The sequence below is a fragment of the Marinobacter mangrovi genome (assembly GCF_016798325.1).
Lineage (GTDB): Bacteria > Pseudomonadota > Gammaproteobacteria > Pseudomonadales > Oleiphilaceae > Marinobacter_A > Marinobacter_A mangrovi.
Genome location: NZ_JAERVO010000006.1, coordinates 90,204 through 116,196 on the forward strand (window position 1 = coordinate 90,204; position 25,993 = coordinate 116,196).

Sequence of the window (25,993 nt, forward strand, 5' to 3'; positions counted from 1 at the left end):
CCCGTGGGACGGCCGCTTTGTGGACATAGGGGACCCTGACGGGTCCTCCGAAGCTGAAGCGTCGGCTACATGACTCCCCAAACAAAAAGGCCGGCAGGTTTCCCTGCCGGCCTTTTTGTTCATACTGCCCTTCAGGCCTGAGCCACCCGCACCTCCGGACTCGCCTCATCCTCTTCATCCAGTGCATGCTCGGCATCCAGCACCAGCGCCAGTTCTTCCTCGGCCGTCTTGGCCACCAGGTGATTCTTGCCGTAGACGAAGTAGTACACGGCACCAATCACGAACAGTACGATGGTGTAGTTGAAGGCCCGCGGATCGAACGCGTACACACCGGTCATGGCCACCAGGGACAGCACCAGCGCGATGCCGGAAGTGACCATGCCGCCCGGCGTCTTGTAGGGGCGCTCCAGATCCGGCTTACGCAGGCGCAGCAGGATGTGGCTGCCCGCCATGAGCGCGTAGGAAATGGTGGCGCCGACCACGGCCATGCCCAGGATCAGGTCGCCTTCCCCGGTCAACGACACCAGGAAGCCGAACAGACCCGGTACGATCAGCGCCCAGACCGGTGCCTTGCGTTTGCTGGTCAGCGACAGCGCCTTGGGCAGGTAGCCAGCCCGGGACAGGGCAAACACCAACCGGCTGTAGCCGAAGATGATCGAGAAGAAGGAGGCGATCAGACCCGCCAGGCCCAGCACGTTGATCACCGTCGCCAGTGTGCCCTGCCCGGTCGCCTTCAGCGCATCCACCAGCGGCACGCCACTCGCGCCGATCATCTCGGCCCCGGACGCCCCGGCCAGCAGGAAGACCACCAGAACCGCCGTGAACAGCAGGAAAATCATGGCGCCAATGATGCCGCGCGGCATGTCGCGGGTCGGATCCTTGGACTCCTCCGCCGCCAACGGAACACCTTCCACGGCGAGGAACAGCCACATGGCGAACGGCAGCGCCGCCCAGACCCCGTACCAGCCGAACGGCAACACATCGCTGGCGCCCGCGGCGGCCGACGGTGCGATGTCGAACAGATTGGCGGCATCGAAGTCCCCCACCAACGCGACGGCCGTGGCGAGAATGGCAAACACCGCCAGGCCGCTGATCACCATCATCACCTTGAGGGCCTCGCCCACGCCGGCCAGGTGAATGCCCACGAACACCGCGTAGAACAGCGCGTAGACCCACGGGCCGTTCACGCCGAGCAGTTCTTCCACCGCGGCGCCGATAAAGATCACGATGGCGGCGGGCGCCAGCGCGTACTCGATCAACACGGCCAGGCCGGTCAGGTAGCCGCCGGTCGCGCCCATCGCATGGCGGGCGAAACTGTAGCCGCCGCCGGCCGCGGGAATGGCCGCGGACATCTCCGCCAGCGACAGCACCAGCGCGAAGTACATCACCGCCATCAGGACCATGGCGATCGCAAAGCCGCCCCAGCCCGCCTCACCGATACCGAAGTTCCAGCCGGCGAAGTCGCCGGAAATCACATAGGACACGCCCAGACCGGCCAGCAGGATCCAGCCGGCCGAGCCCTTCTTGAGCTGGCGCTTGGCCAGGTAATCGTCGTCTACATGGGGTGTTGTCATTGCCTATCTCCGAGAAGCTTTACATTGGTTTAGTGAGTGAGGAAGTTCTTGTTATCAGAGGACGCATCGACCACCGCCGCCTCTTCGGTCCGATCCTTCAGACCGACCCCGGACAGCTTGAGGCGGAACGCCTCGCGCACGAGGTAGAGGAGACGCTGGCTGGCGGATTCAAATCGCAGCCCAGCCGGGCGCACGTTGGAAATACAGTTACGGTCGGCGTCGTTGAGGCCGGGCCGGGGATTCCAGGTGAGGTACACGCCGAGACTGTCCGGCGAGCTGAGCCCCGGGCGCTCCCCGATCAGGACCGCCACCGCCCGGGCATTCAGGGCCTCGCCAATCTCATCCCCGATGGCGACGCGGCCCTGCTCCACGACGGTGATGGGGGCCAGTTTGAGATCCGCCGGTTCCCGATCCAGATCCGTCAGGAACGCGCGAATGAACGGCACGGCGTTGTTCTGCACCGCGGAGGACGACAGACCATCGACCACCACCAGCGCCAGATCAAAGGCTTCACCGATATCGTCGGCCAAAGCCACCACTTCGTTGCGGGAAGCCTCGGACAGCTTTCGCCCCTGGTCCGGCCGCTGCAGGTAGGTGAACCGATCCTCCGCCTGACTGTGCAGACGAATCGGCAGCCCGGTGAGGTGTTTGTCTTCCAGCGCGGTGAGCTCGGCCAGCAGCGGTTCCACATCCAGGGGAAAGTGCACCGCGTCCCGGGCCCGGGCGTGGGCCAACTGGAACTCGAGCATCTCGGACGTGGGCAGGCTGATGCCGGCGCGCCCCAGGCCGATGCGGGCATCGGTGTACTGGCGCAGCACGCGCCAGGGGTTATCGATCACGGGCGGCTTGTGTTGATCGCTCATGCGGCACCTCCACCGGTCAGGCCCTTGAGACTGGGGCCGAACAGGCCGGGCACGCCGGCGCTGGGTTCGTGGCGGCGCACGTCATCGAACACGCCCATTTTTTCCAGCCAGGCTTCGAATTCCGGTGCCGGGTGCAGGTCCAGGGCCCGGCGCGCGTAGAGCGCGTCGTGGAAGGAGGTGGTCTGGTAGTTGAGCATGATGTCGTCCGACCCCGGAATGCCCATTATGAACGTGCAACCGGCCACGCCCAGCAGGGTCAGCAGGTTGTCCATGTCGTTCTGGTCAGCCTCGGCGTGGTTGGTGTAGCAGATGTCACAGCCCATGGGCACGCCCATCAGCTTGCCGCAGAAGTGGTCTTCCAGCCCGGCGCGGATGATTTCCTTGCCGTCGAACAGGTATTCGGGGCCGATGAACCCCACCACCGTGTTCACCAGCAGCGGATCGAACGCCCGGGCCACGGCGTAGGCGCGGGCCTCGCAGGTTTGCTGGTCCAGGCCGTGATGAGCATCGGCGGACAGGGAGCTGCCCTGACCGGTCTCGAAGTACATGACGTTCTGACCCACGGTGCCGCGCTTGAGCCCCAGGGCCGCATCGCGGGCTTCCTTGAGCGTGGACAGGCCGAAACCGAAGCTGCGGTTGGTGGCCTCGGTGCCGCCGATGGACTGGAACACCAGATCCACCGGCGCGCCCTGCTCGATGGCCTCCAGCGTGTTGGTCACGTGGGTCAGCACGCAGGACTGGGTGGGAATCTCATATTTCCGGATGACCTCATCCATCATCCGCATCAGCTTCGTGGCCTGGGCCACATTGTCCGTGGCCGGGTTGATGCCGATCACCGCATCCCCGTTGCCATAGAGCAGGCCGTCGAGAATGCTGGCGGCGATCCCGGTCATGTCGTCCGTGGGATGGTTGGGCTGCAGCCGCGTGGACAGATGGCCTGAGAGACCGATGGTGTCCCGGAACGCGGTTTCGACCCGGCATTTGCGGGCCACGAGGATGAGGTCCTGGTTGCGCATGATCTTGCTGACGGCGGCGACCATCTCCGGCGTCAGCCCCGGACGGATGCGGGTGAGCATCTCGCTGGAGGCGGCATCGCCAAGCAGCCAGTTCCGGAAATCGCCCACGGTGAGGTGACTGACCGACGCAAACGCCTCCGCATCATGGGTATCGAGGATGAGCCGGGTAATCTCATCGTCTTCATAGGGCACCAGCGCCTCGGACAGGAACGTCTTCAGCGGCACCTCCGCCAGGCACATCTGGGCGATGACCCGCTCTTCCGCCGAGGCGGCCATAACACCCGCCAAACGATCCCCGGACCGGGCCGGCGTGGCCTTGGCCATCAGGTCGGCCAGGTCCCGGAACTGCCAGGTCCGCGGGCCAAGCGTGTAGGAATAAGTGTGTTGCATAGCGTTGTCCTGCGTCTTGGTTCCCCAATCGGTGCGGCGACTGGGGAACGGAACTTGCCTGTCATTTCAGGGTAACGCCGGCCCCGGAGGCGGGTTATCGAAATTTGGCAAAGTTGAAATGGCACTAAAGTGCCATGTCATTAGGCATAAAGGCGCGGTGGCGGAGAGACGAGATGACGACCATGCTGGAAGGGGCAAGCGAGCCCTCGGAGGTGATCGTGCACCACAAGACAGACAAGGTCGCACCGGTTCGGTGCACCGCCATTACCGACGATGCCCATGAACAGGCCGACAACCTGACCAACTGGGACCAGCAATACGACCAGGTCAGCCCCGGCCGTTTCTACGGCCGCATCGACGAGCTGCACCTGGGTGCCATGCAGGTCTATAACGAGCACAGCAGCCACGCCCTGCGCCAGCAGTGCCTGGTCTGGCCCGATGCCATCTGGTTCGGTATTCCGAGCAATTGGGAGGATTGCCGGGTCAACGGCCAGAGCCTGGAGGCGACCGACATTCTGTGCCGGCCCGGCAGCACCCAGTTCGAGCTGGTGACGCCGGCCGCGTTCGACATGCTGGGTATCGTCGTGCGCGAGAAGGACCTGATGGCGGCGGCCGCCGCCCAGGGCATCGACATCTCCACCGAGGACGCCCGCCAGGTGGCCCGCCTGCGACTGCCTGAACAGACGCTGACGAACGTGCGCTACCTGATCCGTCGGATCGTGCAATCCAACCCGGAACGCCTCGACGGCTGCATTCACCGCGATCTCCTGATGATGGCCCTGCTGGAAACCCTGGAGCGGGAAACGCCGAACGGCGCGGTGCCGCCCAGCTACCTGCACCGCAAGGCGGTGGTGGAGCGCATCAAGGATTACGTGGAGCAGGCCTGCGACCTGCCGGTGACCATGGCGGAATTGTGCGAACTGGCCTGCGTTAGCCGCCGCACCCTGCAGTACAGTTTCGAGTCCATTCTCGGCATCAGTCCCCTGCAGTTCCTGCGGGTCACACGCCTGAACCGGGTCAAGCGGATGCTCAGCACCGGCGGTTCCGATTCAGTCTCCGACGCCGCGGGTTACAACGGCTTCTACCATCTCAGTCAGTTCTCGGCGGACTACAAGCAGTTGTTCGGCGAGTTGCCCTCGCAGACACTGGCCCGGCACGCGGCGCCGGCCTGACTGTCATGGTTCTGGAAACATCCAGCTGTCCCTTAACCGAGAGCCGAAGACTTTCTATACTCGCCTGACCACCATTCGTCAGGGAGCCCATCGTGTACACCCCGAAGCACTTCGCCGAGACCGACACTGAACGTTTACAGGGTTTCATTCGAAGCCGCGGCTTCGGAACGCTGGTGACCGTCAGCCCGGATGGCCCAGACGCCAACCACATCCCGTTCCACCTGGACGCTTCCGGCAGGCTTCAATGCCATGTGGCCCGCAACAATCCCGTCTGGGAACAGCTCGTCGAGTCACCGAACGTGCTGGTGGTTTTCCAGGGGCCGGACGCCTATATTTCGCCGAACTGGTATCCCACCAAGCAGGACACCGGCAAGGCCGTCCCCACCTGGAATTACCAGGTGGTGCATGCCTACGGACGCGCAATCCCCATTCAGGATCCCGAGTGGCTGCACGCCCACCTGAATCGTCTGACCAACCAACACGAGCAGGACCGCCCGGACGCCTGGTCCGTAAACGATGCCCCGATGGATTATCTCGAGAAAATGATGGGCGCGATCGTGGGGCTGGAAATCACCATCGATCGCCTGGAAGGGAAAACCAAGGCCAGTCAGAACCAGCCGGAGCGGAACCGGGAAGGCGTGAAAGCGGGGCTGGCAAACGACGGTGGCGAAGCTGCTCTTGCTATGGCCCGGGAAATTCCCTAGGTCGCGCTCGACACGGAAGTCGAGCACACCCGGGAAGAGCTGACCGGATGCGCCCAACGGTGGGCCATAGCGGTTAATCCAATCGTGGCTACAGCACGGACTTGAAACCTTCGAACTGCGGCGGCCCCAGATAGATGTCCTTGGCTGGCTTCGCATTGGCGTGCGCTTTACGGAAGGCCTCGGACTTGGTCCAGTTGATAAAGGCCTCTTCCGATTCCCAGACGCTGTGGGAGGAAAACAGCGTGTGATCCTCGTGGCTTGGTCCCTGCAGTAGATTGAAACTCTTGAAACCGGGCACCTCGTCGAGATGGGTTTCCCGGTTGCGCCAGATTTCGATGAATTCCTCCTCTTTGCCCGGGGCAATGCGGAAGCGGTTCATGGCGATGTACATAGGCGTCCTCTCTTTTGAGTTCATTGAGTCCGTGGATGTGCGTCACGGTAACAAGTGTGCCGACGTGTTCGAACGATCGGTCATCGCCAATCGTTATAACGGCGTATGGGAATGGAGGCCAAAAACGGCGAATCGTTCAAAAATCGGGGCAAACCGTCCCGGGAACGGATGATTCCCGCGTTGGTCCTGTGTAATGTCATCGACCCATACCATCCCCGGAGCACACCATGTCTGACCTGATCCTGCATCACTATGCCCTGTCCCCTTTCTCGGAAAAGATCCGGGCCATGCTGGGCTACGCAGGTTTGAAATGGCAATCCGTCACTGTGCAGGAGATGCCCCCGCGACCGGAACTGGAACCGCTGGCCTCCGGCTACCGCAAGATTCCGGTGGCCCAGATCGGCGCGGATGTGTTCTGCGATACCCGCACCATTACCCGCGAAATCGCCCGCCTGGCCGGCAAGCCGGAGCTGGCGCTGGACAACAATCCGGCCGAGGTTCAGGACTTCGTCCGGGTGGTGGACCTGGAAGTCTTTCTCGCCTGCGTGATCTCTGCCAGTGGCGGCGGCCTGCTGTTCAAGCTGGTGCGCAGCACGTCCATCCTGCACACCTACCGCTTCCTGAAGGACCGCATTGCCATGGGCAAGCAATCCCGGGTGCGGGCGATGAACCCGAAACAGGCCAAGCAGCGGGTGGCGGAGCATGTGGCCGATCTGGAGCACCGGCTGACCCATGACTTCCTGTTTGGCGATACACCGTGTGTGGCCGACTTTTCGGCGTATCACGGGCTCTGGTTCGTGGTTGACCTGGCGGGCAAACCGGTGCTGAAGGACGCGCCCCGCGTCCGGGCCTGGATGGATCGTATGCGCGCCTTCGGGCACGGCACCGAGGAGGCGATCAGCGCCGAAACCGCCATTCGCGAAGCTTACAAGAGCCAGCCCCGCGCGCTGCCGGAATCACAGGCCAACGCCGCCATTGGCCAGGCCGTCACCATCACGCCGGACGACTACGGCCGCATTCCCGTTACCGGTACCCTGGTGGCGGACGACGGCCACGGCTGGATCGTCGCCCACGACCATCCCCGCATAGGGACGGTGAATATTCACCTGCCCCGGCAAGGCTTTACGCTCGAGACCGCCTGAGACGTCGCCGATTACCAGGCGACGGTATCGTTGGGACCGCGTTTGATGATCGGCGTTTCGTTTTCCCAGATGGCCAGGCCGCTCTTGAGGTCGGTCAGGCTGAGCTGGAAGTAGTATTCCACCTGCTGCTCGTCCTCGACCTTATGGTTGCGCTGGATGATCTTGCCCGACAGGCTCAGATCCGGCGCTTTCAGGGTGCCTTTCTGCTGCACGCCGGACTGGTCGAACTCGTCGTTGTTGCGCAGCTCCCGGGCCTGCTGGTTCATCTGGTCCTCGGCACCGTCCACGCCGACCGCCGTGGTGGTCACGACCTTCCCGGATCGCAGCAGGGCCACACGAATTTTCTTGGTGAGCTGGTCGGTGTCGATGCGCTGCATGGTGTCGTTGGTGATGCGGCTGACCGCCATGATGTACCGCTCACCGGAGGGGTTATCCACGGCGCCACTGGACAGCAGATCCTGCACCGCGTTGTCGGCGGCCCGCTCGAAGTCCCGGTAATCCAGGGTCATCGCGACAGGACCATCATCCGCGGCCGGATCCACATAGCGGGTGTGCGTGGCGCAGGCCGACAACATCAACGAGGCCACGGCGGCCACCATCAGGCTTCTGGTTCCATTCAACATCATGGTGCTCTGTCCTCACGCAGGTGCAACTGGTAGCTGACGGCCTTTTCCTGTGGCGCCGTCGCGGTAAAGAAGCGGGTCTGGTCCCGCAGGATGCGGACCGGACGGTAGCCTTCGCCGACGCCCGGCACCACCATGCCGTCCTCGTCGAACCAGGTGACCGCCCATTCCATGTTGGTGTCCTGATAGGCCTGGACCGAGAACTGGATGCGCAGCAGACTGCCACCACTGGGCAGGCTGACCCGCTTATCCAGCAACTCCTGGACCTGGACCGACTGGCGAATCTCCGGGTCCACCTTCAGGTCGTCCCGCTGGACGTATTCCCGTTTCGGCTGCACCGGGGCGCAGGCCGCCACTAAAAACGACAGGCAGATGATGCCGATCAGGGCTTTCATTCGTGTCATGAGATCCTCCAGTCAGGATGCACAGGGACGGGCCGGCGTACCGCCGCCGCTCAGTTGCAGGCATTCGCCCGGCCGTTTTCCCTGCAGGTCCAGTAACATTACTGTAGCCGGCGCTTCCGCGGTAGGCCGTTTCACGTAGATCAGGGTGTAGGGTTGATCCGGGACACTCACCGTTCCCAGATCCCCCCGCAAGGTGTCCGTCAGTTCGACACGTCCGTCCGCCGGACGTTCCAGCCGGGCGACCTCCCAGTGGTCGGGCATCGCCTGCCAGCCCCGCAGGTCCGCCTGGGTGGTGGCCAGGGTATAGATGATCGACCCGAGCTGACCTGCGGCACCAAACGACTCCGTAGCCTTGTGCTGGATCAGCCCTTTCACCACCGCCGCCGAGATGGCGCGGGTCAGGACGCTGGGAAACCGCTCCTGCATTTCAGTACGAATCACTTTGCCCATCTGGGCAAAATCCGCGGTCGTCTGCGCGTTGGCGCTCAGGTGTCCACTGACGGCCGTCCGGTCCCGGTAGCGTGGCAGCGCGATGCCGGTGAGGATGACCTGCGCATCGCCGTGATAGGAATAGAACAGCGGCACGTCGAACCGGACTTCCTCCAGCACCGGCCCCAGGCCATTCTCGTAGACCACCCAGACCCGATCCGGCTGGTCTTGCCGAGACAGCTTGCCGGACGCCAGACCTTCGGCCAGTTCGGCATCGGCTTTCACCGTCGCATTGCCCGGCGCCATATCCGAGACCCGCTGCAAGGACGTCACCGCGCGCTGGACGTCGGAGCCGCCGTTCGCAAGGAAGTAGAGCCCGTAGAGATAGGTGCTGGCCGGCACGATGTAGTCGGGGTAGACGCTCCAGGCGGAGGGATCGCCGTAGTTGCTCTGGATGACGGAGCGCATGCTGCCGCTGTCGATGCTCCGCTGGACGGTGCGGGCGTTGGCCGGGTCGTTCTGTAGGGCGCGTTTCTGCTCGGCGATCTCCTCGGAGAAGAAATCCACGGCCCGGCGCGTGCGATCGTCGGCCCGGTTGAATTCCACGCGGGCGTAGTCGTCGTTGCCCAGGGCCAGGAAGGAGAGCGCCTTGTAGGTGTTCACGAGGATGGCTTCGGACATGAGCGCACGGTAGTCGCGGGTCGAATCGTTCACCAGCACCGACATCACGTTTTCCGAGGCTGCCGACGCAAAACCTTCGGCGTCCAGGTACTTCATGCCAGCTTCAGCCCGGTCGAACGCGTCGATGGATGGCTGGTAGTCTCCCTCAAGCCTGAGCGCTTCGCCGCGATGGAGGTACTGCAACACGTGCTTGCTCTCGGAATCGCTCTTGTCACTGACCGCCATGACGCTGGCCGCCAACCCGTAGTCGCCGCGGTCGTAGGCGCTGTTGAAGCGGGCCATCTCGTCCCGCTGCTGGAACACAGAGCAGCCGGACAGCAGGCCGATCAGCGCCAGGGCCGCCAGCAAACGGTGTGATCTCGAGTAAAACGTCATGCTCGGGTGATCCGGGTCCTTCGGCGTTGATTCCGGGAAATGGGCGATTTATCAGGTTGCTAGACAGCCAATCCACGTTATTGGTTCACAAACCGCTTGCCACTGGCGCCATGGCGCGGCAGCATTCCCGGTTCAACCAGCAACGATCGAGAAAAGGTACCTCATCATGGCACAAGCAACCGCACGCCACATCCTCGTCGACACCGAAGCCCAGTGCAACGACCTGAAAAAGCAGATTGAAGACGGCGCCGATTTTGCCGAAATCGCCCGTGCCCACTCCAACTGCCCTTCCGGCCGCAACGGCGGCGACCTGGGCTCCTTCGGCCCGGGCCAGATGGTACCGGAGTTCGACAAGGCGGTCTTTAACGGTGAAGTGAATACGGTTCAGGGGCCGATCAAGACGCAATTTGGCTATCACCTTTTGGAAGTGACCAGCCGTACCTGATTCATCGGATTCTCCCCCCTCTCCCCAACCCTCTCCCGCCAGGGGAGAGGGAGGTCATCCCCGAGTTAGGCGCATAAGCTCCCCTCGCCCCCGCGGGAGAGGGGGAGTCGACCTGCTCCATATTTTCAATACCTGAACTGCGACACTGCTGCCTGCAACTCATCTCCCATTGACGCCAGCCTTTCGGTCCTTGAGCCCGTATCCGACGCGTGCCCGTTAATCGCTTCAATCTGGCGCGCCAGGTTGGTGAGGTTGCGGTCGATGCTCTGGATGGCGTCGCTCTGTTCGGCGGTGGCCTGGGCCACCTGCTGGTTCAGGTCCTGCATCTGACCGGCCTTGGATTCGATGTCGGTCAGGCTACTGCGGCAGTGCCGGATGCGGTCGACGGTGACCCGACTCTCTTCGAGGCTTTCCCGGATCTCCGCCACGGCGCGCTGGGCGTCGGCCTGGAGGTTTTCCACCAGGCTCTGGATTTCCACGGTGGAATCCCCCGTGCGACTGGCCAGCCCGCGCACTTCGTCGGCCACCACGGCAAAGCCCCGGCCGGATTCGCCCGCGCGAGCGGCTTCGATGGCGGCGTTCAAAGCCAGCAGATTGGTCTGCTCGGCGATGCCCCGGATCACATCCAGCACGGTGCCGATGGATTCACTGCGCTCGGCCAGTTGATGGATCACGCCGCTGGCCGTGTCGATGCGGCCGGTCAGCGATTCCATCGCTCGCACGGACTCTTCGGCCGCCGCACCGCCCTGCCGGGTCAGTTCGCTGACCGCTTCGGCCAGGCGCGCCGCATCACCGGTGCTGGTCTGAATGCCTTCGGCCGCTGCCGTCATCTGGTTGGTGGCGGTGGCCACCAGGCTGGTTTCCTGCAATTGCTGATCGACCTGAGTAGCCAGGGCCTGACTGCCCTCGCGTCCCGTCGTCGCGACCTCGCCCAGTTCGGAGGTGGACAGTCCCAACTGGCGGATCAACTCTCTGAAGCGGGCCAACATGCCGTCAAAGGCCTGACTGATCACCTGCAACTCGTCATTGCGACGATAATCGAGACTGGCCGTCAGGTCGTTGTGGGTCTGGATATGCTCGATGCGCCGGCCCAGCGCGCGAATCGGACGCAACACCGAGCGCAGGAAGATGCCGCCGAATAGCACGGCAAAACCCGCCATCGCGACCATCATGCCGAGACTGACCGTGGTGGCCTGATCGATGTCGCCGCGGATGGCCGCAACCGAATCCGCCACCGCGCCGCTGGCGGCTTCCACGTCATCGCCGGCGCCCAGCACGCCGTCGCCGAGCGCCTGCTCCTGCTGCCGGTAATCCTCGCGGATGCCATCCAGCTGTTTGGTCAGGGTGACCGCCCGCTCCCGGGCCGCCTCCCCCATCGAGCGACCCATCAGCATCATCGACTTCTCGAAGAAGTTGAACATCTTCTCGCCGAGCATGCGGTATTCCTTGAGGGTCTTTTTCATGGACTCGACGGTTTTACCTAGATCCACATTGTCCGCCACCAGACCGTCCAGCGCGGCCACAAACGCCTTGTCCGCCGCGTGGGCGTTGTCCAGGGATTCTTGGTCGGCGGTCAGCGCGGCGTGGGAATACCAGTATTGCAGCGCTTCCAGCTGGCGCTGGGCTTCGTTGACGCCCTGGGCCCGTTGCGCCAGCTCCCGCTGCTGGCGGATCAGCTCACCCTGGTGGCGAGTGGCTTCCAGTTGGCGGGCAATGCTGGCCTGTTGCCGATCGACACTCTGGCCGATGGTTTCGATACGCTGGATCACCAGACCCGACGCCCCCACCGCGATGGCGGTCAGCAGCGCAAACAACACGATTACTTTGGTCCGAATGGACAGCGTGCGGCGACCGAACGGCGCTGAAGCGGCAGACAGACGCATGACGATTACTCCTTCTCGTGACCACGAGCAGATGACTGAACCAGATAGTGGCGACGGTTCCAGCCGCGCATCGAATCCAGGCGTCGCAGCAGGTCACCGGCGTGGTTAAGGGTGGGACGAACCGGCTTCTCGCCGGCCATCATGTCCGCAAAGCGGCGCGTGAGCAGGTCCCAGAAACGTTTCATTTCCGGCACGTTGGGCATCATTTCGCCGGTACTGGCCGACTCGAAGGTGTGGCGGATGAACGGATCCTGAGCCAGGGTCTGCTCCATCGCCAGGTGCGTAACGGCACCCAGGGGCTTGTCGTCATTGACGGCTGTCAGCCCGTCGATGGTGAGCAGGTAATTCTCGATGAATCGCTGGGCGAGTTCCGCGTTCGGCGACGCGGCACTGATGCCGGCGGCCAGCACGCCCACGAAGGGCTGGCCCGGATGCTTGGCATCGATACCCGGCACATCGGCGATACCAATGTCGATGCCGGCCTCGCGCAGCTCGCTCCAGGCCCACGGACCGTTGATGATCATGGCGGTATCGCCGGCCTTGAAGCCCGTCATCATGCGGCCATAGTCGTCGTCCTCCCGGATGACGCCCTGACGCAGCAGCGCCCGGATCTTGTCGACCGCCGCGATGGCGCCCGGCTGGTCCACGCCCACCTTGGCCAAGTCGTAGTTGCCGTCGGTCTTGCCAAAGCTGAAGCCGCCGGCACCGGCGATGATCGGCCAGGAAAAATAGACGTTCTTGTAATCCCAGGCGATCGCCCGCTTACCCTTCTTACGCAGCGTGCTATCCAGCGCGGCCACGTCATCCAGGGTACGGGGCGGCTGGCTGACCAGCGCCTTGTTGTAGATGAGACTGACCACCTCCGTCGCGATCGGGTAGCCGTAGACCTTGCTGCCCACGGTCACGGCATGCCAGGAAAACGGCGCCAGGGCGTCCTTCACGGACGCAGACGGTTTGACCGCCTCCAGCAGGCCTTCGTTGATCCAGGACCCGAACCGGTCGTGCGGCCAGATGATGATATCCGGCGCCTCGCGGGTGTAGCCGGCGTGATCGAACTTGCTGGTCAGGTCTTCCGGGGTCTCAACGACAACGGGAACGCCGGTATCGGCCTCGAACCGCCGGCCCACCTCAGCCAACCCGTTGAAGCCCTTGTCGTTGTTGATCCAGATGTGCAGCGTGCCGCGCTCCACGGCCCATGCAGGCTCGGTGAGCACGCTGAAGAGAATAAGCAGAACACAGGTAAAACGGATGCTTGCGATACGCATGGTCGACTCCACCGATAGCCGGCGATCCAGATGCGCGAACGCGGAACGGCTCAAGTGGAGGTCTTGCACCATCCCCGGCACAACGGTCGCCGTGGTGTGGCGGGCAGGCCCGGACACACCGGTCTTGTTATTGTCATGGGAGCGCAAAGCCAGGCGTTATCGTCCCGGAGTGCGCCAGGGAGTCAGTGTATGGGGCGACACACAAGACCCGCGTCATTCCGGGAGGACAAAAGTGGGGGGTAGGTTACCGGCGTAGAGTCTCGTCGCCGGGGCGCAACCCCGGATCATCACCAGTAACGCCGCAATGACCCAGGACTGGAGGAAGTCCTATTCGGGCTGCCAGAGGAATTGCAGGCCCAGTTCGGACTGACCGTCACCGTCGACATCCTGCTCAACCGAGCCGGCGCTGATGGACCGTTGATTGTGGAGGTTCGAGTAGATCTGACGAAAATAAAGGCCAAACTGAAGCGTTTTCAACTGTGGATCCAGAGGCGCCAGGGATTGCAGGTAACCCGCTTCGACACCGAGAGCCGAACTGAGCGTTGCATCGTCGACATCGTGATCGGCCATGTGTGAGGCGCCCACCCGCGGCCCGATGTAGACACCGCCGCTGGTATTCCGTTCCCGCCAGACCAGATCGGCACCGGACTGCTGCGGCAAATAAAGAGTGTGACTGCGTGACCCGGTGAATTCGCTGAGCGTGTAGTCCGTATTCACTTGCGTCCGCATTTGGACCTGATCGCCAGCAGCCTGGACGAAGGGCGCGACCAGGCAACCCAGTAATGGCCAAATCATCCGCTTCACACGCGTTTCTCCTGTGGTGGTCCGTCAGCACCGAAGGCCTGACCGCATCATTCAACGGGCAGCGTAACAAATCCGGAATGAAAGAATGACCCGTCTTGGATTCCGTTACGATACTGTCCTGTGTTGCCAAGTCTAGCGTTTGAATGCAAATTTTGCGCAAAAATCACCCAGGGGGGCTGTAACAGGGTCGCCTCCCGATCCGTTTCACACCACCCAGCGGGACTGGGTGCCGTTGCTGATCCCTTCCAGGTTCTGCGCCGTCAGCTGCACCATCCGCTGCCGGGCTTCCTTGCTGGCCCAGGCGCAGTGCGGCGTGACGATCAGGTTGGGAATATCCGGTGACAGCAACACGTTGCCATTGGCGGGCGGCTCTTCGGTGAGCACGTCAAAACCGGCCCCACCGATGCGGCCCTTGCGCAGGGCATCCGCCAGCGCCTTTTCGTCGACCAGGCCGCCGCGGCTGGTGTTGATCAGCAAGGCGTGCTTCTGCATTTTCGACAGGGCATCGGCGTCGATCAGGTTGCGCGTGTCGTCTGTCAGCAGACAATGCAGCGACAGGACGTCCACCCGTGGCAGCAGCTCTTCCAGAGGCATGCGCGGCATGCCATCCACTTCGCCGGCCTCCTGCCCCGGCCGGGCGGCCAGCAGGATATTCATGCCAAAAGCCTTGGCCAGCTCGGCCAGGCCCTGGCCCAGATCGCCGTAGCCAACGATGCCCAGCGTCTTGCCCTCCAGCTCCATGATGGGGTGGTCCATCAGGCAGAACTGGCGGCTTTGCTCCCAACATCCGGCACCTACGTCCTGGTGGTAGTCGATCAGCCGGGTGGCCAGGGCCAGGATCAGGGTCATGGTGTGCTGGGCGACGGACGCGCGACCGTAGCGGATGGCATTCACCACTTTGATGCCGCGCGCTTTGGCCGCCTCCAGGTCGATGTTGTTGGTGCCGGTGGCCGTCACCACGATGTGGCGGATGTCCGGGTGGGCTTCAAAATGGGTTTCGCCCAGCACCACCTTGTTGGTGATCACGGTATCGAAACCGGCGATCCGCTCTTCGACCTGGTCCGGTGCGGTCTGCTCGTATTGGACCAGCTCGTCGACGGCCTCGCGGATCGGAGCGAGATCGACATCATGACCCAGGGTGGCGGCATCGAGGAAAACGGCTTTCATAAGCAGGTGTCCTTGGCGGCAAATGTCAGTGTTGCCAACAGATTACACGCTCGCCAGGCCGGCTTCACGTCCTCCATCATGACAAAGACGACAGACGAGTCCGTGACAGGAACGTATGACCATGCTGTTGATCTGTATGTTCAGGTACCCACTGACACCGGACGCCATCCCGGTCCATACTGTTTGGCAAATAACAGGCAGGAGGTTCGCCGATGGAGCACGAATTCTGGCACGCCCGCTGGAAAAACCAGGAAATCGGTTTCCACGAGGGAACGGTCAACCGTTATCTTCACGAGCACTGGCCCGAGATGGCCCACCACGGTAACGAGACGGTTCTCGTGCCCCTGTGCGGCAAGTCGAAAGATTTGTGGTGGCTGCACGACCGGGGCCATCCGGTGATGGGTATCGAACTCAGCGCCATCGCCTGCAAGGACTTCTTCGAGGAGGCCGAAGCCAAGGCGCGGGTGCTACCCGGCCAGCCCTTCACCCGGTACATCCACGACGATGAGCTGGAACTCTGGTGCGGCGACTTTTTTCAGCTGGTGCCCGACGATGTCCGCCATGTGCGTCTGGTCTATGACCGGGCGGCGCTGATCGCCCTGCCGCCCGAGATGCGCCGGGATTACGCCGATCACCTGGAAGCCATCCTGCCGGATCAGGCGGCCATCCTGCTGATTACTCTGGATTACGATCCGGGCGAGATGAAAGGCCCGCCGTTCAACGTGAGTAACGACGAGGTGCATGCCCTGTTCGGCGATGAATTCGAGATCGACCGCATACTGACCAACCCGCTGGAAAAGGACCATCCCTTCGCCAAACGCAAAGGCCTGAACAACGGCTCTGAAAGCGTGTTTCGTCTGCGCCGCAAGAACTGAACGGCAGGCCGGATTCACGCTCCGGCCTGCATTCACTGCACGTGTTGATGAACGGTTGGAGCCGGATCAGACGTGGCTCAAGACCTGAGCCAGCGTGACCGCGGGATAGGCATTGGGGTCATTGGGATCCTCACTCAACCAGACGTCGGTGGGCCACTCGGGAATCGCGCAGATGACCTCATAATCGCCGGAATCCCCTTTACCCAGCACATAAAACGCCGAGGGCAGCCAGGCGTCCCCCTCATTGGGCGGCTCGGTACTCAGGTTGATATCGGCCGGTGTGATCTCACTGATGGTTTTGGTGCCGGAAGCCGGCATGGTAATGACTTGTGTCGAGCCCTGCGATCCGGGCAGAGATACCTCAGAGGCCGCCACCTGCGGAATCAGGACCTCCACGAACATATTGGACCCGGCATTGGCGACGGTGGACGTCGAGGCGACAACCAGAATGGATGTAACGGGAACATCGGACATGGCAACCACTCCTTTTCCGTGGAGGATGTACGGTGACATGGTGACAGTATTGGTGCGACTGCAGGCAACTTCCCCTCTGCCTGTTCAGGAAGATTAGGCCGCCGCTGTCGTCAGCACAACCCCATTCAAACATCCAAATCGCTGCGCCCTTGGCAGCTATGCCGTCAGCGGCACGACGTAGCTGAACCGCTTGCGATACTGCTCCATGGTGCAGCCCACGGAACGCTTGAACAGGCGTCTGAAGGATGAAGCATCCTCGTAACCCACCCGCCAGATGATCTGTGCCGTCTGGTCGCGGCTCGATTCCAGGAAATGCTTGGCGGCTTCAATCCGCAGCTGCTGCAGGTAACCAATGGGCGTCTCCCCGGTGGCATCCTTGAAACGGCGTTTGAACGTGCGCGGCCCCAGCGCGGCGATGTCGGCCACCTGATCGATGGCCACCGGCTCGGCGTAATGGGTCTCCAGCCAGGTCTGCGCCTTGAGGATGGACGCGTCCTGATGCGCCTTGTGGCCATAGAATCGCATGTAGGGCGTCTGCTCCATGCGCCGGTTGTCCAACACGAGCAGTTTGCTGCACGCCAGCGCCACCGCCGGTGAAGCCAGCCGTTCCACCAGGTACAGGCAGAGGTCGGAAAACGCCGATGCCCCGCCGGCGCATATCACCGGGCCGTTATCCACCAGGAGCTGATCCACCTCCAGCCGCACGTCGGGATAGCGTTGCTGAAACAGGTTCGCGGCACGCCAGTGTGTCGTGGCAGCCATGCCGTCCAGCAGCCCGGCTTCCGCCAGCACGAAGCTGCCGGTACAGACGCTCGCCAACAGGGCGCCCCGATCCGCCGCCGACCGCAGCCAGCCGAACAGCGGCCGGGCGGCGTCCAACGCGCGCTCGACGTAGGTATCGACCACCACGGCCTCCAGCGCCGACCCCACCACAATCAGATCCGGCTTGAGATCGTCAAGGCGCGCCGTCGGCGTGACCAGCGCGCCGCTATAGCCTCGCACCGGCTCGCTGTCGGCCGTCACGATGTGGCACTCAAACAGGGGCTGTTCGGACATCTTGCGGCCGCAGTAGTTCGCGGTGGCGAAGAAATCCATCACGCCATGGACGCCGCTGGCATGGCAGTAAGGTTGGGCAACGATGGCAACCGTGATCATGACGCAATGACCTATTCAGCACTTTATATGTCAAATATGACACTCCTGGCGAATCGGGGCAAGCCGTAACCTGATCCTGTCATCCACCGGGATCCGCCGACGATCCCTGCCAGGAGTGCTGATCATGAACGTTCCCGTCAAAGCCTTTCCGGCCGTCACCCGTCTCCCTGACACCCCCCGATCCGCGCGGCCGGGACTGAACCGCTCATTGCGGCGACTAGGCCTTTCGCTGTACGCCCGGGTTTCGCCGACCGGAGCCGCCAGTCTGGTGAACCGGCAATTCTTCCGTCCTTCGCGACTGCCGATGCCCTCCCGCTACGAGTACTTGCTGGACGAAGCCGACAGCCACACCCAGCTTCACCACGGCAGCAATACCATCCCAATTTACAGCTGGGGTGAAGGGCCGACGGTGCTGGGCGTGCATGGCTGGTCCGGTGCGGGTATCCAGTTCGGTGCCTATGTCAAACCGCTTGTGGCCGCCGGCTATCGGGTGGTGCTGTTCGATGCGCCGGCCCATGGCCGGGCCCAAGGCTCACAAACCGATCTGTTTGAAATGGCGGAGGTGGTTCGGCGTGTTGGCCAGAGCACCGGGCCCGTGCATGCCGTCCTGGCCCACTCGCTGGGTTCACTGGCCGCCGCCCGGGCACTGACGCACGGCCTGAACGCAAAGCATCTGGTTCTGCTGGCGCCGCCGTCCGACTTATCATCGGTGGTCAATGGGCTGGGGGCTACGCTGGGCGTTCCCGCCAGCGTCCTGCGCGACCACCGCCGAATGATGGAAGACCGTTTCGGGGAGGACCTGTGGAACCAACTGTCACTCCCGCATCTGGCGTCGGGGCTGCCCGGCAACGGGTTGGTGGTGTACGACAGCGATGACCGGCATGTTCCGCCGTCCCAGAGTGAACGGGTCCGGGTCAGCTGGACGGTCGCCGACGTGCTTCAGACTCGCGGTCTGGGCCATCATCGCCTGCTCTGGCATCCCGACGTGGTGGACGCGGTGGTCACCCGAATCACGAACACCCATTAATCTCAGCCCTGGCGGAGCACCTGGCTGTCGCTCCGCCAGGATCAGACATCATCCATGCTGAGCACCTGTCGGGCGAGACGCATGTACTCATTGGTTTCCATCGCCAACAGCGACGTCATGAGCTCAGCGACTTCGGGGATTTCAGCCTTGCGGACGAGCGACTCGTAAAGGGCGATCAACTCATCGTGGAAGGCGAAGATTTCCCGGGCAATGTCGTCGAAACCCAGCGTGGCGTAGTGGGCATCGGTCTTGCGGTCGGTCTGGAAGGCATGATGGCGGACGAAGTCGTATAACCGCGTCTTCAGCGCCTTGGGATCGGCCTGACGCTCGAACTCGGCCGTGATGCGTTCCAGCTCCGCCTCATGCTCAGAGAGATAGTGGAGCAAGGCGCTGGCGCGTTCGTTTTCGTTCCGGCCGCTGCACTCGTCCAGGCTGCGGGACAGATGCCCGTGGAGTTGCCTCGCCCAGTCGATGAGGTCTTCAAAGGTCCTGATTTCCATAAGAAGCATCCCCGCCGTAGTAGCGCCCCGCGCGCCATCGAAGTCTGACGAGATCGCCAAGGGGCTGATCGGTTGATGCTCTCACAGCGGCCGGGCTCCCGGTATGACGCTGGTCAAGCCAGCCGCATAAAGCCGCACGCTAGCCTTCCCTGCCCAGCATGGCCCGGTCCAGCAACTGGGCCGTATGCAACGCCGTGCGACCACTGCCGTGCCGGATCTGCTCGCGACAACTGAAGCCGTCCGCAATCAGATACGTGTCCTGTGGCGTCTCCCGAAGTGACGGCAGCATGGCCGACTCGGCAATGCGCATGGAAACCGGATACTTGTCGGCATCGAAGCCGAACGCGCCCGCCATCCCACAGCAACCATTATCCGGCAGGCTCACCTTGAGCCCCAGACCTTCCAGCAGCGAGCGGGTGCCTGCCATGCCAACCAGAGCCTTCTGGTGACAGTGACCATGCACCCAGGCGTCCCCATCGAGACTCGGCAGCGACAGATCCGTCTGCTGCGCCAGGAAGTCCGGGAACAACCAGGTGTTCTCCGCCAGCCATTGGGCGCGCCGGTCGTCCGGGAAGAAGTTCAGCAGTTCCTCGCGGAACGTGCTCATACAGGAGGGCTCCAGCCCCACGACCGGAATGCCGGCCTCGATCGCCGGTGCCAGCGTTTCCAGCACCTGCCTCAGGCGCCAGCGGGCACGCTCGAGCATGCCGTGGTCGTACAGCGGCCGGCCGCAGCAGACCGGTCGCCCCGGCAACTGGACGGCATAGCCCAGGCGCTCCAGCACCCGAGATGCCGACTGCAGACAATCGGATTGCAGGAAGTTGTTGAACGTATCGGGCCACAGCATCACCGCCGGGCGCCCTTCCGGCATCGATACCGATCGATAATTCCGGGTGAACGGATGGGGCGAAAATGACGGCAGATCCCGTTCAGCGGTCATACCGGTCAGTTGGCGAACGACGGCGGCGGCGCCGGGCAGCCGCGTCAGCCCGTTGAAGAGGCGCGGCGCCTTTCCCGCCACCCGGGACCATTCGTGGATCAGCCCCAGCGTCCAGGCCTGGCGCGGGCGCCGGTGATGTTCGTAGTAGTGGGCCATGAACTCGGCCTTGTAGGTGGCCATGTCCACTTGCACCGGGCACTCCTGCCGGCAGGCTTTGCAGGCGAGGCAGAGGTCCAGGGCTTCATGCACGGACTCGTTGTTCCAGACACCCTCCAGCGTGTCGCCGTGGAGCATCTCGAACAGCAGCCGCGCCCGTCCCCGGGTGGAATGTTTCTCTTCCTGTGTGCCCCGATAGCTCGGGCACATGGTGCCCCCGGCGTAGCTGCGGCACTTGCCCACGCCCACACAGCGATGGGCCGCGGAGGAGAAGCGCCCCTCGTCCCGGTGAAAACTGAAATACAGCGGTTCCGGTTCGACGGGGTCATGGTCCGGGCCGGTTCGCAGGTGCTCGTCGATGCGGTACGGATCGATCAATTTGTGGGGATTGAGACGGCCCTGCGGGTCCCAGATCGTCTTGAATGCCCGGAAAGCATCCATCAATTCCGGGCTGAACATCCTGGGCCAGAGCTCCGCCCGTGCCTGCCCATCGCCGTGCTCGCCGGACAGCGACCCGCCATAGGCCACCACCAGGTCGGCGGCTTCATCGAGGAAACGGCGCCATGTGGCAACGCCCTCGTGGCTGGACAGGTCGAACGTCATGCGGCCGTGGATACAGCCGTCGCCAAAATGCCCGTAGAGTGAGGACCGATAGCCGTAGCGGTCCAGTAGCTTGCGGAAGTCGCGCAGGTAGTCGCCGACCCGTTCGGGGTCCACCGCCGCATCTTCCCAGCCGGGATAGCTCTCGTCCTCGCCCGGCAGTGCGTTGGTAGCGGCCGAACCGCTCTTGCGAACGTTCCAGACCCGATTGGCCTCGTCGGGGTCCGTGTAGAGTTTGCTGTCGACGCAGTGAGCCTGCTGGCTGTCGATGGCCCTCTGTGCAGCCCGGGTCGCCTCTTCCATGGAATTCCCGCCAAACTCCGACAGAATCCAACCATTGCCGTCCGGCAGCCCCTCGATGGCGTGCAGCCCCCAGCCTTTCTTGCGCATGTCCCCGACGATGCGCTCATCGAGGCCTTCCACCGAGAGCGGCCCGGTTTTCAGGATCGCCGGTGCCTGGTCCCCGGCCTGGCAGATGTCCTCATACCCGAGCACCACCAGCACCCGGTGCGGCGGACTGTCCACCAGTCGCATTCGGGCCGACAGCGTGACCGCACAGGTGCCTTCGCTGCCAACCAGCGCGCGGGCTACGTTGAAGCCGTTTTCCGGCAACAGCGCGTCCAGGTTGTAGCCCGACACCCGTCGCCGGATGTCGGGAAAACCGCTGCGGATGTGATCGGCGTAGCGGTCCCGCAGATCGCGCAGAGCTTGGTAGATCTCACCTTTGCGGCCACCGGCCTCAATGATGTCGGCCAACTCGTCCTCGGACGTGGGCCCGACCGTCATGCGCACACCGTCGTAGGTCAGGATCTCCAGGGATTCGGTGTTGTCGTCGGTCTTGCCGGCCATCACGGAATGGGCGCCGCAGCTGTTGTTGCCAATCATGCCGCCCAGGGTGCATTGGGTATGGGTCGAAGGGTCCGGCCCGAAAGTCAGGCCGTGCTGCTCGGCGGCGTCCCGAAGGACGTCACAGACAACCCCGGGCTGGATGACCGCGGTCCGATCGTCCGGTTCCACCGCCAGCACACGATTCATGTATTTCGAGGTATCCAGGACCACAGCGGCATTGCAGGTCTGGCCGGCCAGGCTGGTCCCTGCCCCACGCATCAGGATGGGCGCGTCGAACCGGCGGGCCACGGCCACCGCCTGCTCGATGTCCTGCTCGTGACGGGGAATGACGACGCCGGTCGGTACCTGGCGGTAATTGGAGGCGTCGGTGGCGTACAGGGCTCGACTGCCCATTTCGAAACGGACTTCACCGTCGATGACCGACTCCAGGGCGGTCACCAATGAATCGATGTCAGCCGTATGGTCGGCGGCGACTGCGGTTTCTCTGGCCATGCGCGCTCCTTACGGTGCGTGCAGGAGTGAATGGGCGGCCCCGTCTCACCGGCACAGGAAAGCGGGCAAGACGGGCCTGATCCGGTCGGACGCGTTCAGACGTCGTCCATACTGCGCACCTGGCGGGCCAGGCGCATGGATTCGTTCTGCTCCATGTCCAGCAGCTCCTGAACCAGGTCGGCGACTTCACGCAGCTCGGCCTTGCGCAACAAGGCCTGATAGAGCGCCATCAGCTCATCGTGGAAATGGAAGATTTCCTCGGCAATCTCGTCAAAGCTGAGTTTGGCGTAGTAGTGATCGGGCTTGCGGTAGGAGTCGAACGGTTTGTGGTTGTAGAAATCGTACAGGCGGGTCTTCATCGCCTTGGGATCCGCCTGTTTCTCGAACTCCGCGGTAATGCGTTCCAGCTCCGACTCGTGTTCGGACAGGTAGCCGAGCAGAGCGCTGGCCCGCTCGTTCTGGTTGCCTCCGGCCGATTCCTTCAGGGAACGGGCCAGGTGCGCGTGAAGTTGACGCGCCCAGTCGATGAGGTCCTCAAACGTCTTGATTTCCATTCGGCGTCCTCCGTAGTCTGACGGCGACGTTTGCCGGCCACCTCAACCGATGGCCGACGACCTGACCCTCAGTGTAAACCACAAACCGGTGCACACCTGAACGGTTCACCTGACGATTCTGTCATGGATGCGAGGAAGAGCCACGATGCCAGCGCTGAAAACACCGGATGATCGTTACATCGTCGTACGGGGCCGGCTCTGGCGTGCCACGAATCCAGAGCTGCCGGCCAGCGACCGCGAGTACTGGACGAAGCAGTTGATGTCGGCCCGCCGCGAGGTTCGAGATGCGAAACAGACCGATGACAGCAGGGCGTTAAAAGCAGCACGGGCATCGGTGGACGAGGCGAAACGCGCACTGGGTGAGCGCGGTGAGATCTGGTGGACCGATGGGGCGCCGGACTATAATCGCTGCCTGGTCGCGAACACGCCCTACGCGGCTTGGTATCAGCGGCTTCCGGCCAGTGACGGCAATCAATCAGGCGGATGACGTGTCGCAGCGGCGGGCCAGCAACGCAGCGACCGACGGGTAATCAGACTGTCGGGCGGTTGCCTCGGGCTGACTCGACGCGGGTTTCGGCTGTATGTCTGCCGGCGGGGGTACGACCGGGACAGGTTCCGGCAGAGCGAGTTCAGGCAGCGGCGCCTGCGTGCCGGCCATCAGCTCACCGATGTAGTCCGCCAGAATGACCTCCGGTTGACCGGAAAGGTCGGCAGGTGCCTGCGTCATCGCTTGGCTGGAAACCGCCGGCCGCTGATCGGCGCGCCAAAGACGGCAGATCTGCCCGCCCAACAGGCCCAGCAAAATCAATGTGAGTATTTCAGCAGCCTTCACCAGCAAGCTGACGGACATGTCGCATCCCTGTGAAATCACCACCCCCGGCGGGCGGCTCGTCAGTACCATCGGAAACTATCGCAATAGTACACACAATTTACCAAATGTCCGTGAACTGCTGTTCAATTTTTCGACTTGTCCGGCATCACCACCCATTCCGGATCTTCGAACTCACCGATGCGGCGGATCTCCACAAACGGCGCCGCGCTGCGGATGATCGCCCGAATCTCTTCATTGGGCTCGCCCTCCATCGCGTCCCGACTGGCCTTACTGTCCCATTGGGCAATGGCGATCAAACGCATCGGATCGCCGATCATCCGGTGCAGCTCGGTACCCCGGGCACCCGGCGCCTGCTGGATCAGCTCGCTGGCACGCACCCAGGCATCCGCGTATTCCTCGGCGGTGTGCCCTTCCTTGATGCGGACTTCGAAGATGTATTTCATGGTGGTCTCCCTATCAGCTGAACACTCCGCCATCATAGGCGCTGGTTGCCGGCGCGGGAACGGTTCAGGCGGGTGAAACCGTCGGCGCCAACCGCCGGGCCCAGAGTTTTTCCAGGGCTTCAAACAGGCTGTCGGTCATCAGCGCCAGCAGGCCGATCAGCAGCGCACCTTGCAGCACGTACGCGGTATTGCCGTTGACCAATCCGGCGATCACCGGGTCCCCCAGGGTGCGGGCGCCGATGGTGGAGCCGATGGCCGCGGTGGCGATGTTGATGGTGACCGACGTGCGGATGCCCGCCAGGATCACGCGACCCGCCAGCGGGATTTCCACCTGGAACAACACCTGGCGGGCCGACATGCCCATGCCCCGGGCCGCCTCAGTGACGGCGGGATCGATGCCGTCCAGCCCGGCCAGGGTGTTGCGCAGCACCGGCAGCAGGCCATACAGCACCAGCGCCACCAGCGTCGGCCCTTCCCCGAACCCCAGCACCGGCACCGCCAGGGCCAGGACCGCCACCGGCGGGAACGTCTGGCCAATGGAGGCGATCTGGCTGACCAGCGGCAGGAAGTCCCGGCCCGACGGCCTCGTTGCGAAAATGCCGCCAGCGACAGCGGCAAAGGTGCCGATCGTCGCCGAAATCAGCACCAGCAGCACGTGATTGCCCAGCAGGAACAGGAACGTCTCCCGCTGGTAAATCACGCTTTGCGTGTCCGGCTGGATCAGTCGGAACAGGGGTTCCAGCCCATCCATGCCCAACGTCAGCGCCAGCAACACGGCCAACCATAGAACCGGCGTCCGCCAGATGCGCATCAAACGCCTCCCTCGATCAGGCGCTCACGCAGCAGGACACCAGTTTCATTGCCCTGGTGGTCGAACACCGCCACCTGTCTGAGGTCCTGCCAGAGCATGACCGACAGGGCCAGCCGCAGGCTGTCGTCTTCCTTCAAACCATCAGCGCCCGGTTCGGCGGGGCGCGGCTTGTCGTGAGGCGTCATCAGGTCGCGCACGGGTCGCAGGGCCATCAGTTTGAGGCCGCGATCCTGCTTGCCTACCAGGTTTTCCACAAAGTCCGACGCCGGTCGGCGCAGGATGTTCTCCGGCGTGTCGTGCTGGACGATGCGGCCCTGGTCCATCACGGCAATCCGCGTCGCCAGGCGCAGGGCCTCGTCGATGTCGTGGGTGACGAAGACGGTGGTTTTCTTCAACTGGCGTTGCAAGCGCAGCATCTCCAGCTGCAGGTTTTCCCGGGTGATGGCATCGAGCGCGCCAAACGGCTCGTCCATCAGCAGGATGTTGGGATCCGCCGCCAGAGCCCGCGCCACACCGACCCGTTGGGCCTGGCCGCCGGACAGTTGCTGGGGATACTTGTCGGCGAAGCTGGCCGGGTCCATTTCCAGCATTTGCAGCAATTCAGTGACGCGGGCGTCGATGCGTTCTTTCGGCCACTTGAGGAGCCTGGGCACCAGCGCGATGTTGCGCGCCACGCTCCAGTGCGGGAACAGGCCCGTGCCCTGGATGGCGTAGCCCATGTTCAGGCGCAGACGCTGCAGGTCCATACCGGTGACGTCCTCACCGTCGACCAGGATCTCGCCGCTGCTGGCCGGCAGGAGTCGGTTGATCATGCGCAGCGTGGTGGACTTGCCACACCCCGAACTGCCCACCAGTACGCAGACTTCGCCGGTTTCCACCGTCAGGTCGATGTGATCCACGGCCACGGTCTGGCCGAACCGGCGGGTGACGTTTTTCAGTTCGATCATCCGCTGGATG

27 protein-coding genes are annotated in these 25,993 nt (G+C 63.3%); 7 read left to right on the forward strand and 20 right to left on the reverse strand.

Annotated elements, in window-relative coordinates; all coding sequences use genetic code 11:
* Positions 1–131: 131 nt before the first annotated feature.
* Genes eat through JL474_RS17050 form a run of 3 tightly spaced genes read right to left on the reverse strand, consistent with a single transcriptional unit; the run spans position 132 to position 3,843 of the window.
* Positions 132–1,574: an ethanolamine permease gene (gene eat, locus JL474_RS17040; protein ID WP_203143033.1), complete on the reverse strand. Its 1,443-nt coding sequence runs from the start codon at positions 1,572–1,574 to the stop codon at positions 132–134.
* Between the two features lie 29 nt (positions 1,575–1,603).
* Positions 1,604–2,437 (reverse strand): ethanolamine ammonia-lyase subunit EutC, encoded by an 834-nt coding sequence (eutC, locus tag JL474_RS17045; protein WP_203143034.1) that lies wholly within the window; start codon positions 2,435–2,437, stop codon positions 1,604–1,606.
* Positions 2,434–3,843 carry an ethanolamine ammonia-lyase subunit EutB gene (locus JL474_RS17050; protein ID WP_203143035.1) on the reverse strand — a complete coding sequence of 470 codons (1,410 nt, stop codon included), beginning with the start codon at positions 3,841–3,843 and terminating at the stop codon, positions 2,434–2,436. Before JL474_RS17050 ends, eutC begins: the two co-directional genes overlap by 4 nt.
* 173 nt (positions 3,844–4,016) lie before the next feature.
* Between JL474_RS17050 and JL474_RS17055 the strand changes: the two genes are divergently transcribed.
* Positions 4,017–5,015 carry a helix-turn-helix domain-containing protein gene (locus tag JL474_RS17055; protein ID WP_203143036.1) on the forward strand — a complete coding sequence of 333 codons (999 nt, stop codon included), beginning with the start codon at positions 4,017–4,019 and terminating at the stop codon, positions 5,013–5,015.
* 92 nt (positions 5,016–5,107) lie between these two features.
* The gene (locus JL474_RS17060; protein WP_203143037.1) at positions 5,108–5,719 is read left to right on the forward strand and encodes an FMN-binding negative transcriptional regulator; all 612 of its coding nucleotides are present in this window, start codon (positions 5,108–5,110) and stop codon (positions 5,717–5,719) included.
* An 88-nt stretch (positions 5,720–5,807) separates the two neighbouring features.
* Here JL474_RS17060 and JL474_RS17065 read toward each other — a convergent pair whose 3' ends face one another.
* Positions 5,808–6,110: an antibiotic biosynthesis monooxygenase family protein gene (locus tag JL474_RS17065; protein WP_131483792.1), complete on the reverse strand. Its 303-nt coding sequence runs from the start codon at positions 6,108–6,110 to the stop codon at positions 5,808–5,810.
* A 227-nt stretch (positions 6,111–6,337) separates the two neighbouring features.
* On the opposite strand from JL474_RS17065, the gene JL474_RS17070 reads away from it, so the two are divergent.
* Positions 6,338–7,252 (forward strand): glutathione S-transferase family protein, encoded by a 915-nt coding sequence (locus tag JL474_RS17070; RefSeq protein ID WP_203143038.1) that lies wholly within the window; start codon positions 6,338–6,340, stop codon positions 7,250–7,252.
* An 11-nt stretch (positions 7,253–7,263) separates the two neighbouring features.
* Here the strand turns inward: JL474_RS17070 and lpoB are convergent, their stop codons facing one another.
* Genes lpoB through JL474_RS17085 form a run of 3 tightly spaced genes read right to left on the reverse strand, consistent with a single transcriptional unit; the run spans position 7,264 to position 9,764 of the window.
* Positions 7,264–7,878 (reverse strand): penicillin-binding protein activator LpoB, encoded by a 615-nt coding sequence (gene lpoB, locus JL474_RS17075; RefSeq protein ID WP_223807931.1) that lies wholly within the window; start codon positions 7,876–7,878, stop codon positions 7,264–7,266.
* Positions 7,875–8,279, reverse strand: coding sequence for a DUF1425 domain-containing protein (locus tag JL474_RS17080; protein ID WP_123635036.1), 405 nt, complete (start codon positions 8,277–8,279; stop codon positions 7,875–7,877). The genes lpoB and JL474_RS17080 overlap by 4 nt, the downstream gene beginning before the upstream one ends.
* A 12-nt stretch (positions 8,280–8,291) precedes the next feature.
* A complete protein-coding gene (locus JL474_RS17085; protein WP_236012338.1) occupies positions 8,292–9,764 on the reverse strand; it encodes a COG3014 family protein in 1,473 nt (490 codons plus the stop codon).
* A 166-nt stretch (positions 9,765–9,930) separates the two neighbouring features.
* Here JL474_RS17085 and JL474_RS17090 point away from each other — a divergent pair, with 166 nt between their 5' ends.
* Positions 9,931–10,209 carry a peptidylprolyl isomerase gene (locus tag JL474_RS17090; protein WP_123635035.1) on the forward strand — a complete coding sequence of 93 codons (279 nt, stop codon included), beginning with the start codon at positions 9,931–9,933 and terminating at the stop codon, positions 10,207–10,209.
* A gap of 125 nt (positions 10,210–10,334) precedes the next feature.
* Here JL474_RS17090 and JL474_RS17095 read toward each other — a convergent pair whose 3' ends face one another.
* The 4 genes from JL474_RS17095 to JL474_RS17110 all read right to left on the reverse strand — a co-directional run bounded on the left by JL474_RS17095 (position 10,335) and on the right by JL474_RS17110 (position 15,328).
* Complete coding sequence (locus JL474_RS17095) at positions 10,335–12,092, reverse strand: methyl-accepting chemotaxis protein (RefSeq protein WP_203143039.1); 1,758 nt, start codon at positions 12,090–12,092, stop codon at positions 10,335–10,337.
* 5 nt (positions 12,093–12,097) lie between these two features.
* Positions 12,098–13,357 carry a maltose/maltodextrin ABC transporter substrate-binding protein MalE gene (malE, locus tag JL474_RS17100; RefSeq protein WP_203143040.1) on the reverse strand — a complete coding sequence of 420 codons (1,260 nt, stop codon included), beginning with the start codon at positions 13,355–13,357 and terminating at the stop codon, positions 12,098–12,100.
* A gap of 327 nt (positions 13,358–13,684) precedes the next feature.
* Positions 13,685–14,161, reverse strand: coding sequence for a hypothetical protein (locus JL474_RS17105; RefSeq protein ID WP_203143041.1), 477 nt, complete (start codon positions 14,159–14,161; stop codon positions 13,685–13,687).
* Positions 14,162–14,365: 204 nt separating this feature from the next.
* On the reverse strand, positions 14,366–15,328 hold the full coding sequence (locus tag JL474_RS17110; protein ID WP_123635863.1) for a D-2-hydroxyacid dehydrogenase: 963 nt from the start codon (positions 15,326–15,328) through the stop codon (positions 14,366–14,368).
* Between the two features lie 212 nt (positions 15,329–15,540).
* Between JL474_RS17110 and tmpT the strand changes: the two genes are divergently transcribed.
* Positions 15,541–16,203 (forward strand): thiopurine S-methyltransferase, encoded by a 663-nt coding sequence (tmpT, locus tag JL474_RS17115; protein ID WP_203143042.1) that lies wholly within the window; start codon positions 15,541–15,543, stop codon positions 16,201–16,203.
* Positions 16,204–16,269: 66 nt separating this feature from the next.
* On the opposite strand, the gene JL474_RS17120 is transcribed toward tmpT, so the two are convergent.
* The gene (locus JL474_RS17120) at positions 16,270–16,677 is read right to left on the reverse strand and encodes a hypothetical protein (protein ID WP_203143043.1); all 408 of its coding nucleotides are present in this window, start codon (positions 16,675–16,677) and stop codon (positions 16,270–16,272) included.
* 156 nt (positions 16,678–16,833) lie between these two features.
* A complete protein-coding gene (locus tag JL474_RS17125) occupies positions 16,834–17,832 on the reverse strand; it encodes a GlxA family transcriptional regulator (RefSeq protein WP_203143044.1) in 999 nt (332 codons plus the stop codon).
* Between the two features lie 124 nt (positions 17,833–17,956).
* Here JL474_RS17125 and JL474_RS17130 point away from each other — a divergent pair, with 124 nt between their 5' ends.
* Entirely contained in the window at positions 17,957–18,859 is a 903-nt protein-coding gene (locus tag JL474_RS17130; RefSeq protein ID WP_203143045.1) for an alpha/beta hydrolase, read from the forward strand.
* A 41-nt stretch (positions 18,860–18,900) separates the two neighbouring features.
* Here JL474_RS17130 and JL474_RS17135 read toward each other — a convergent pair whose 3' ends face one another.
* The 3 genes from JL474_RS17135 to JL474_RS17145 all read right to left on the reverse strand — a co-directional run bounded on the left by JL474_RS17135 (position 18,901) and on the right by JL474_RS17145 (position 22,950).
* Positions 18,901–19,359 (reverse strand): ATPase, encoded by a 459-nt coding sequence (locus tag JL474_RS17135; protein ID WP_123635868.1) that lies wholly within the window; start codon positions 19,357–19,359, stop codon positions 18,901–18,903.
* 139 nt (positions 19,360–19,498) lie between these two features.
* Complete coding sequence (locus tag JL474_RS17140) at positions 19,499–22,396, reverse strand: FAD-binding and (Fe-S)-binding domain-containing protein (protein WP_203143046.1); 2,898 nt, start codon at positions 22,394–22,396, stop codon at positions 19,499–19,501.
* Positions 22,397–22,491: 95 nt separating this feature from the next.
* Entirely contained in the window at positions 22,492–22,950 is a 459-nt protein-coding gene (locus JL474_RS17145) for an ATPase (protein ID WP_203143047.1), read from the reverse strand.
* A 145-nt stretch (positions 22,951–23,095) separates the two neighbouring features.
* Between JL474_RS17145 and JL474_RS17150 the strand changes: the two genes are divergently transcribed.
* Positions 23,096–23,437: a hypothetical protein gene (locus JL474_RS17150; RefSeq protein WP_203143048.1), complete on the forward strand. Its 342-nt coding sequence runs from the start codon at positions 23,096–23,098 to the stop codon at positions 23,435–23,437.
* Here JL474_RS17150 and JL474_RS17155 read toward each other — a convergent pair.
* The 4 genes from JL474_RS17155 to JL474_RS17170 form a co-directional block, all read right to left on the reverse strand.
* Entirely contained in the window at positions 23,426–23,800 is a 375-nt protein-coding gene (locus JL474_RS17155) for a hypothetical protein (protein WP_203143049.1), read from the reverse strand. The two genes, JL474_RS17150 and JL474_RS17155, sit on opposite strands and share 12 nt — an antisense overlap.
* Positions 23,801–23,904: 104 nt before the next feature.
* Positions 23,905–24,225, reverse strand: a complete 321-nt coding sequence (locus JL474_RS17160; RefSeq protein ID WP_123635873.1) for an antibiotic biosynthesis monooxygenase family protein — start codon at positions 24,223–24,225, stop codon at positions 23,905–23,907.
* Between the two features lie 64 nt (positions 24,226–24,289).
* Positions 24,290–25,036 carry an ABC transporter permease gene (locus tag JL474_RS17165; RefSeq protein WP_203143050.1) on the reverse strand — a complete coding sequence of 249 codons (747 nt, stop codon included), beginning with the start codon at positions 25,034–25,036 and terminating at the stop codon, positions 24,290–24,292.
* On the reverse strand, positions 25,036–25,983 hold the full coding sequence (locus JL474_RS17170; RefSeq protein WP_203143051.1) for an ABC transporter ATP-binding protein: 948 nt from the start codon (positions 25,981–25,983) through the stop codon (positions 25,036–25,038). The genes JL474_RS17165 and JL474_RS17170 overlap by 1 nt, the downstream gene beginning before the upstream one ends.
* Between the last annotated feature and the right edge of the window lie 10 nt (positions 25,984–25,993).

Coding starts and splice junctions, on each gene's coding strand:
- eutC (WP_203143034.1), bottom strand. CDS start 2,437: ATGAGCGATCAACACAAGCCGCCCGTGATCGATAACCCCTGGCGCGTG.
- JL474_RS17120 (WP_203143043.1), bottom strand. CDS start 16,677: ATGTCCGATGTTCCCGTTACATCCATTCTGGTTGTCGCCTCGACGTCC.
- JL474_RS17160 (WP_123635873.1), bottom strand. CDS start 24,225: ATGAAATACATCTTCGAAGTCCGCATCAAGGAAGGGCACACCGCCGAG.
- JL474_RS17165 (WP_203143050.1), bottom strand. CDS start 25,036: ATGCGCATCTGGCGGACGCCGGTTCTATGGTTGGCCGTGTTGCTGGCG.
- JL474_RS17065 (WP_131483792.1), bottom strand. CDS start 6,110: ATGTACATCGCCATGAACCGCTTCCGCATTGCCCCGGGCAAAGAGGAG.
- JL474_RS17155 (WP_203143049.1), bottom strand. CDS start 23,800: ATGTCCGTCAGCTTGCTGGTGAAGGCTGCTGAAATACTCACATTGATT.
- JL474_RS17090 (WP_123635035.1), top strand. CDS start 9,931: ATGGCACAAGCAACCGCACGCCACATCCTCGTCGACACCGAAGCCCAG.
- JL474_RS17050 (WP_203143035.1), bottom strand. CDS start 3,843: ATGCAACACACTTATTCCTACACGCTTGGCCCGCGGACCTGGCAGTTC.
- JL474_RS17070 (WP_203143038.1), top strand. CDS start 6,338: ATGTCTGACCTGATCCTGCATCACTATGCCCTGTCCCCTTTCTCGGAA.
- JL474_RS17150 (WP_203143048.1), top strand. CDS start 23,096: ATGCCAGCGCTGAAAACACCGGATGATCGTTACATCGTCGTACGGGGC.
- eat (WP_203143033.1), bottom strand. CDS start 1,574: ATGACAACACCCCATGTAGACGACGATTACCTGGCCAAGCGCCAGCTC.
- malE (WP_203143040.1), bottom strand. CDS start 13,357: ATGCGTATCGCAAGCATCCGTTTTACCTGTGTTCTGCTTATTCTCTTC.
- JL474_RS17055 (WP_203143036.1), top strand. CDS start 4,017: ATGACGACCATGCTGGAAGGGGCAAGCGAGCCCTCGGAGGTGATCGTG.
- JL474_RS17130 (WP_203143045.1), top strand. CDS start 17,957: ATGAACGTTCCCGTCAAAGCCTTTCCGGCCGTCACCCGTCTCCCTGAC.
- tmpT (WP_203143042.1), top strand. CDS start 15,541: ATGGAGCACGAATTCTGGCACGCCCGCTGGAAAAACCAGGAAATCGGT.
- JL474_RS17080 (WP_123635036.1), bottom strand. CDS start 8,279: ATGACACGAATGAAAGCCCTGATCGGCATCATCTGCCTGTCGTTTTTA.
- JL474_RS17140 (WP_203143046.1), bottom strand. CDS start 22,396: ATGGCCAGAGAAACCGCAGTCGCCGCCGACCATACGGCTGACATCGAT.
- JL474_RS17085 (WP_236012338.1), bottom strand. CDS start 9,764: ATGACGTTTTACTCGAGATCACACCGTTTGCTGGCGGCCCTGGCGCTG.
- lpoB (WP_223807931.1), bottom strand. CDS start 7,878: ATGATGTTGAATGGAACCAGAAGCCTGATGGTGGCCGCCGTGGCCTCG.
- JL474_RS17170 (WP_203143051.1), bottom strand. CDS start 25,983: ATGATCGAACTGAAAAACGTCACCCGCCGGTTCGGCCAGACCGTGGCC.
- JL474_RS17110 (WP_123635863.1), bottom strand. CDS start 15,328: ATGAAAGCCGTTTTCCTCGATGCCGCCACCCTGGGTCATGATGTCGAT.
- JL474_RS17095 (WP_203143039.1), bottom strand. CDS start 12,092: ATGCGTCTGTCTGCCGCTTCAGCGCCGTTCGGTCGCCGCACGCTGTCC.
- JL474_RS17145 (WP_203143047.1), bottom strand. CDS start 22,950: ATGGAAATCAAGACGTTTGAGGACCTCATCGACTGGGCGCGTCAACTT.
- JL474_RS17135 (WP_123635868.1), bottom strand. CDS start 19,359: ATGGAAATCAGGACCTTTGAAGACCTCATCGACTGGGCGAGGCAACTC.
- JL474_RS17125 (WP_203143044.1), bottom strand. CDS start 17,832: ATGATCACGGTTGCCATCGTTGCCCAACCTTACTGCCATGCCAGCGGC.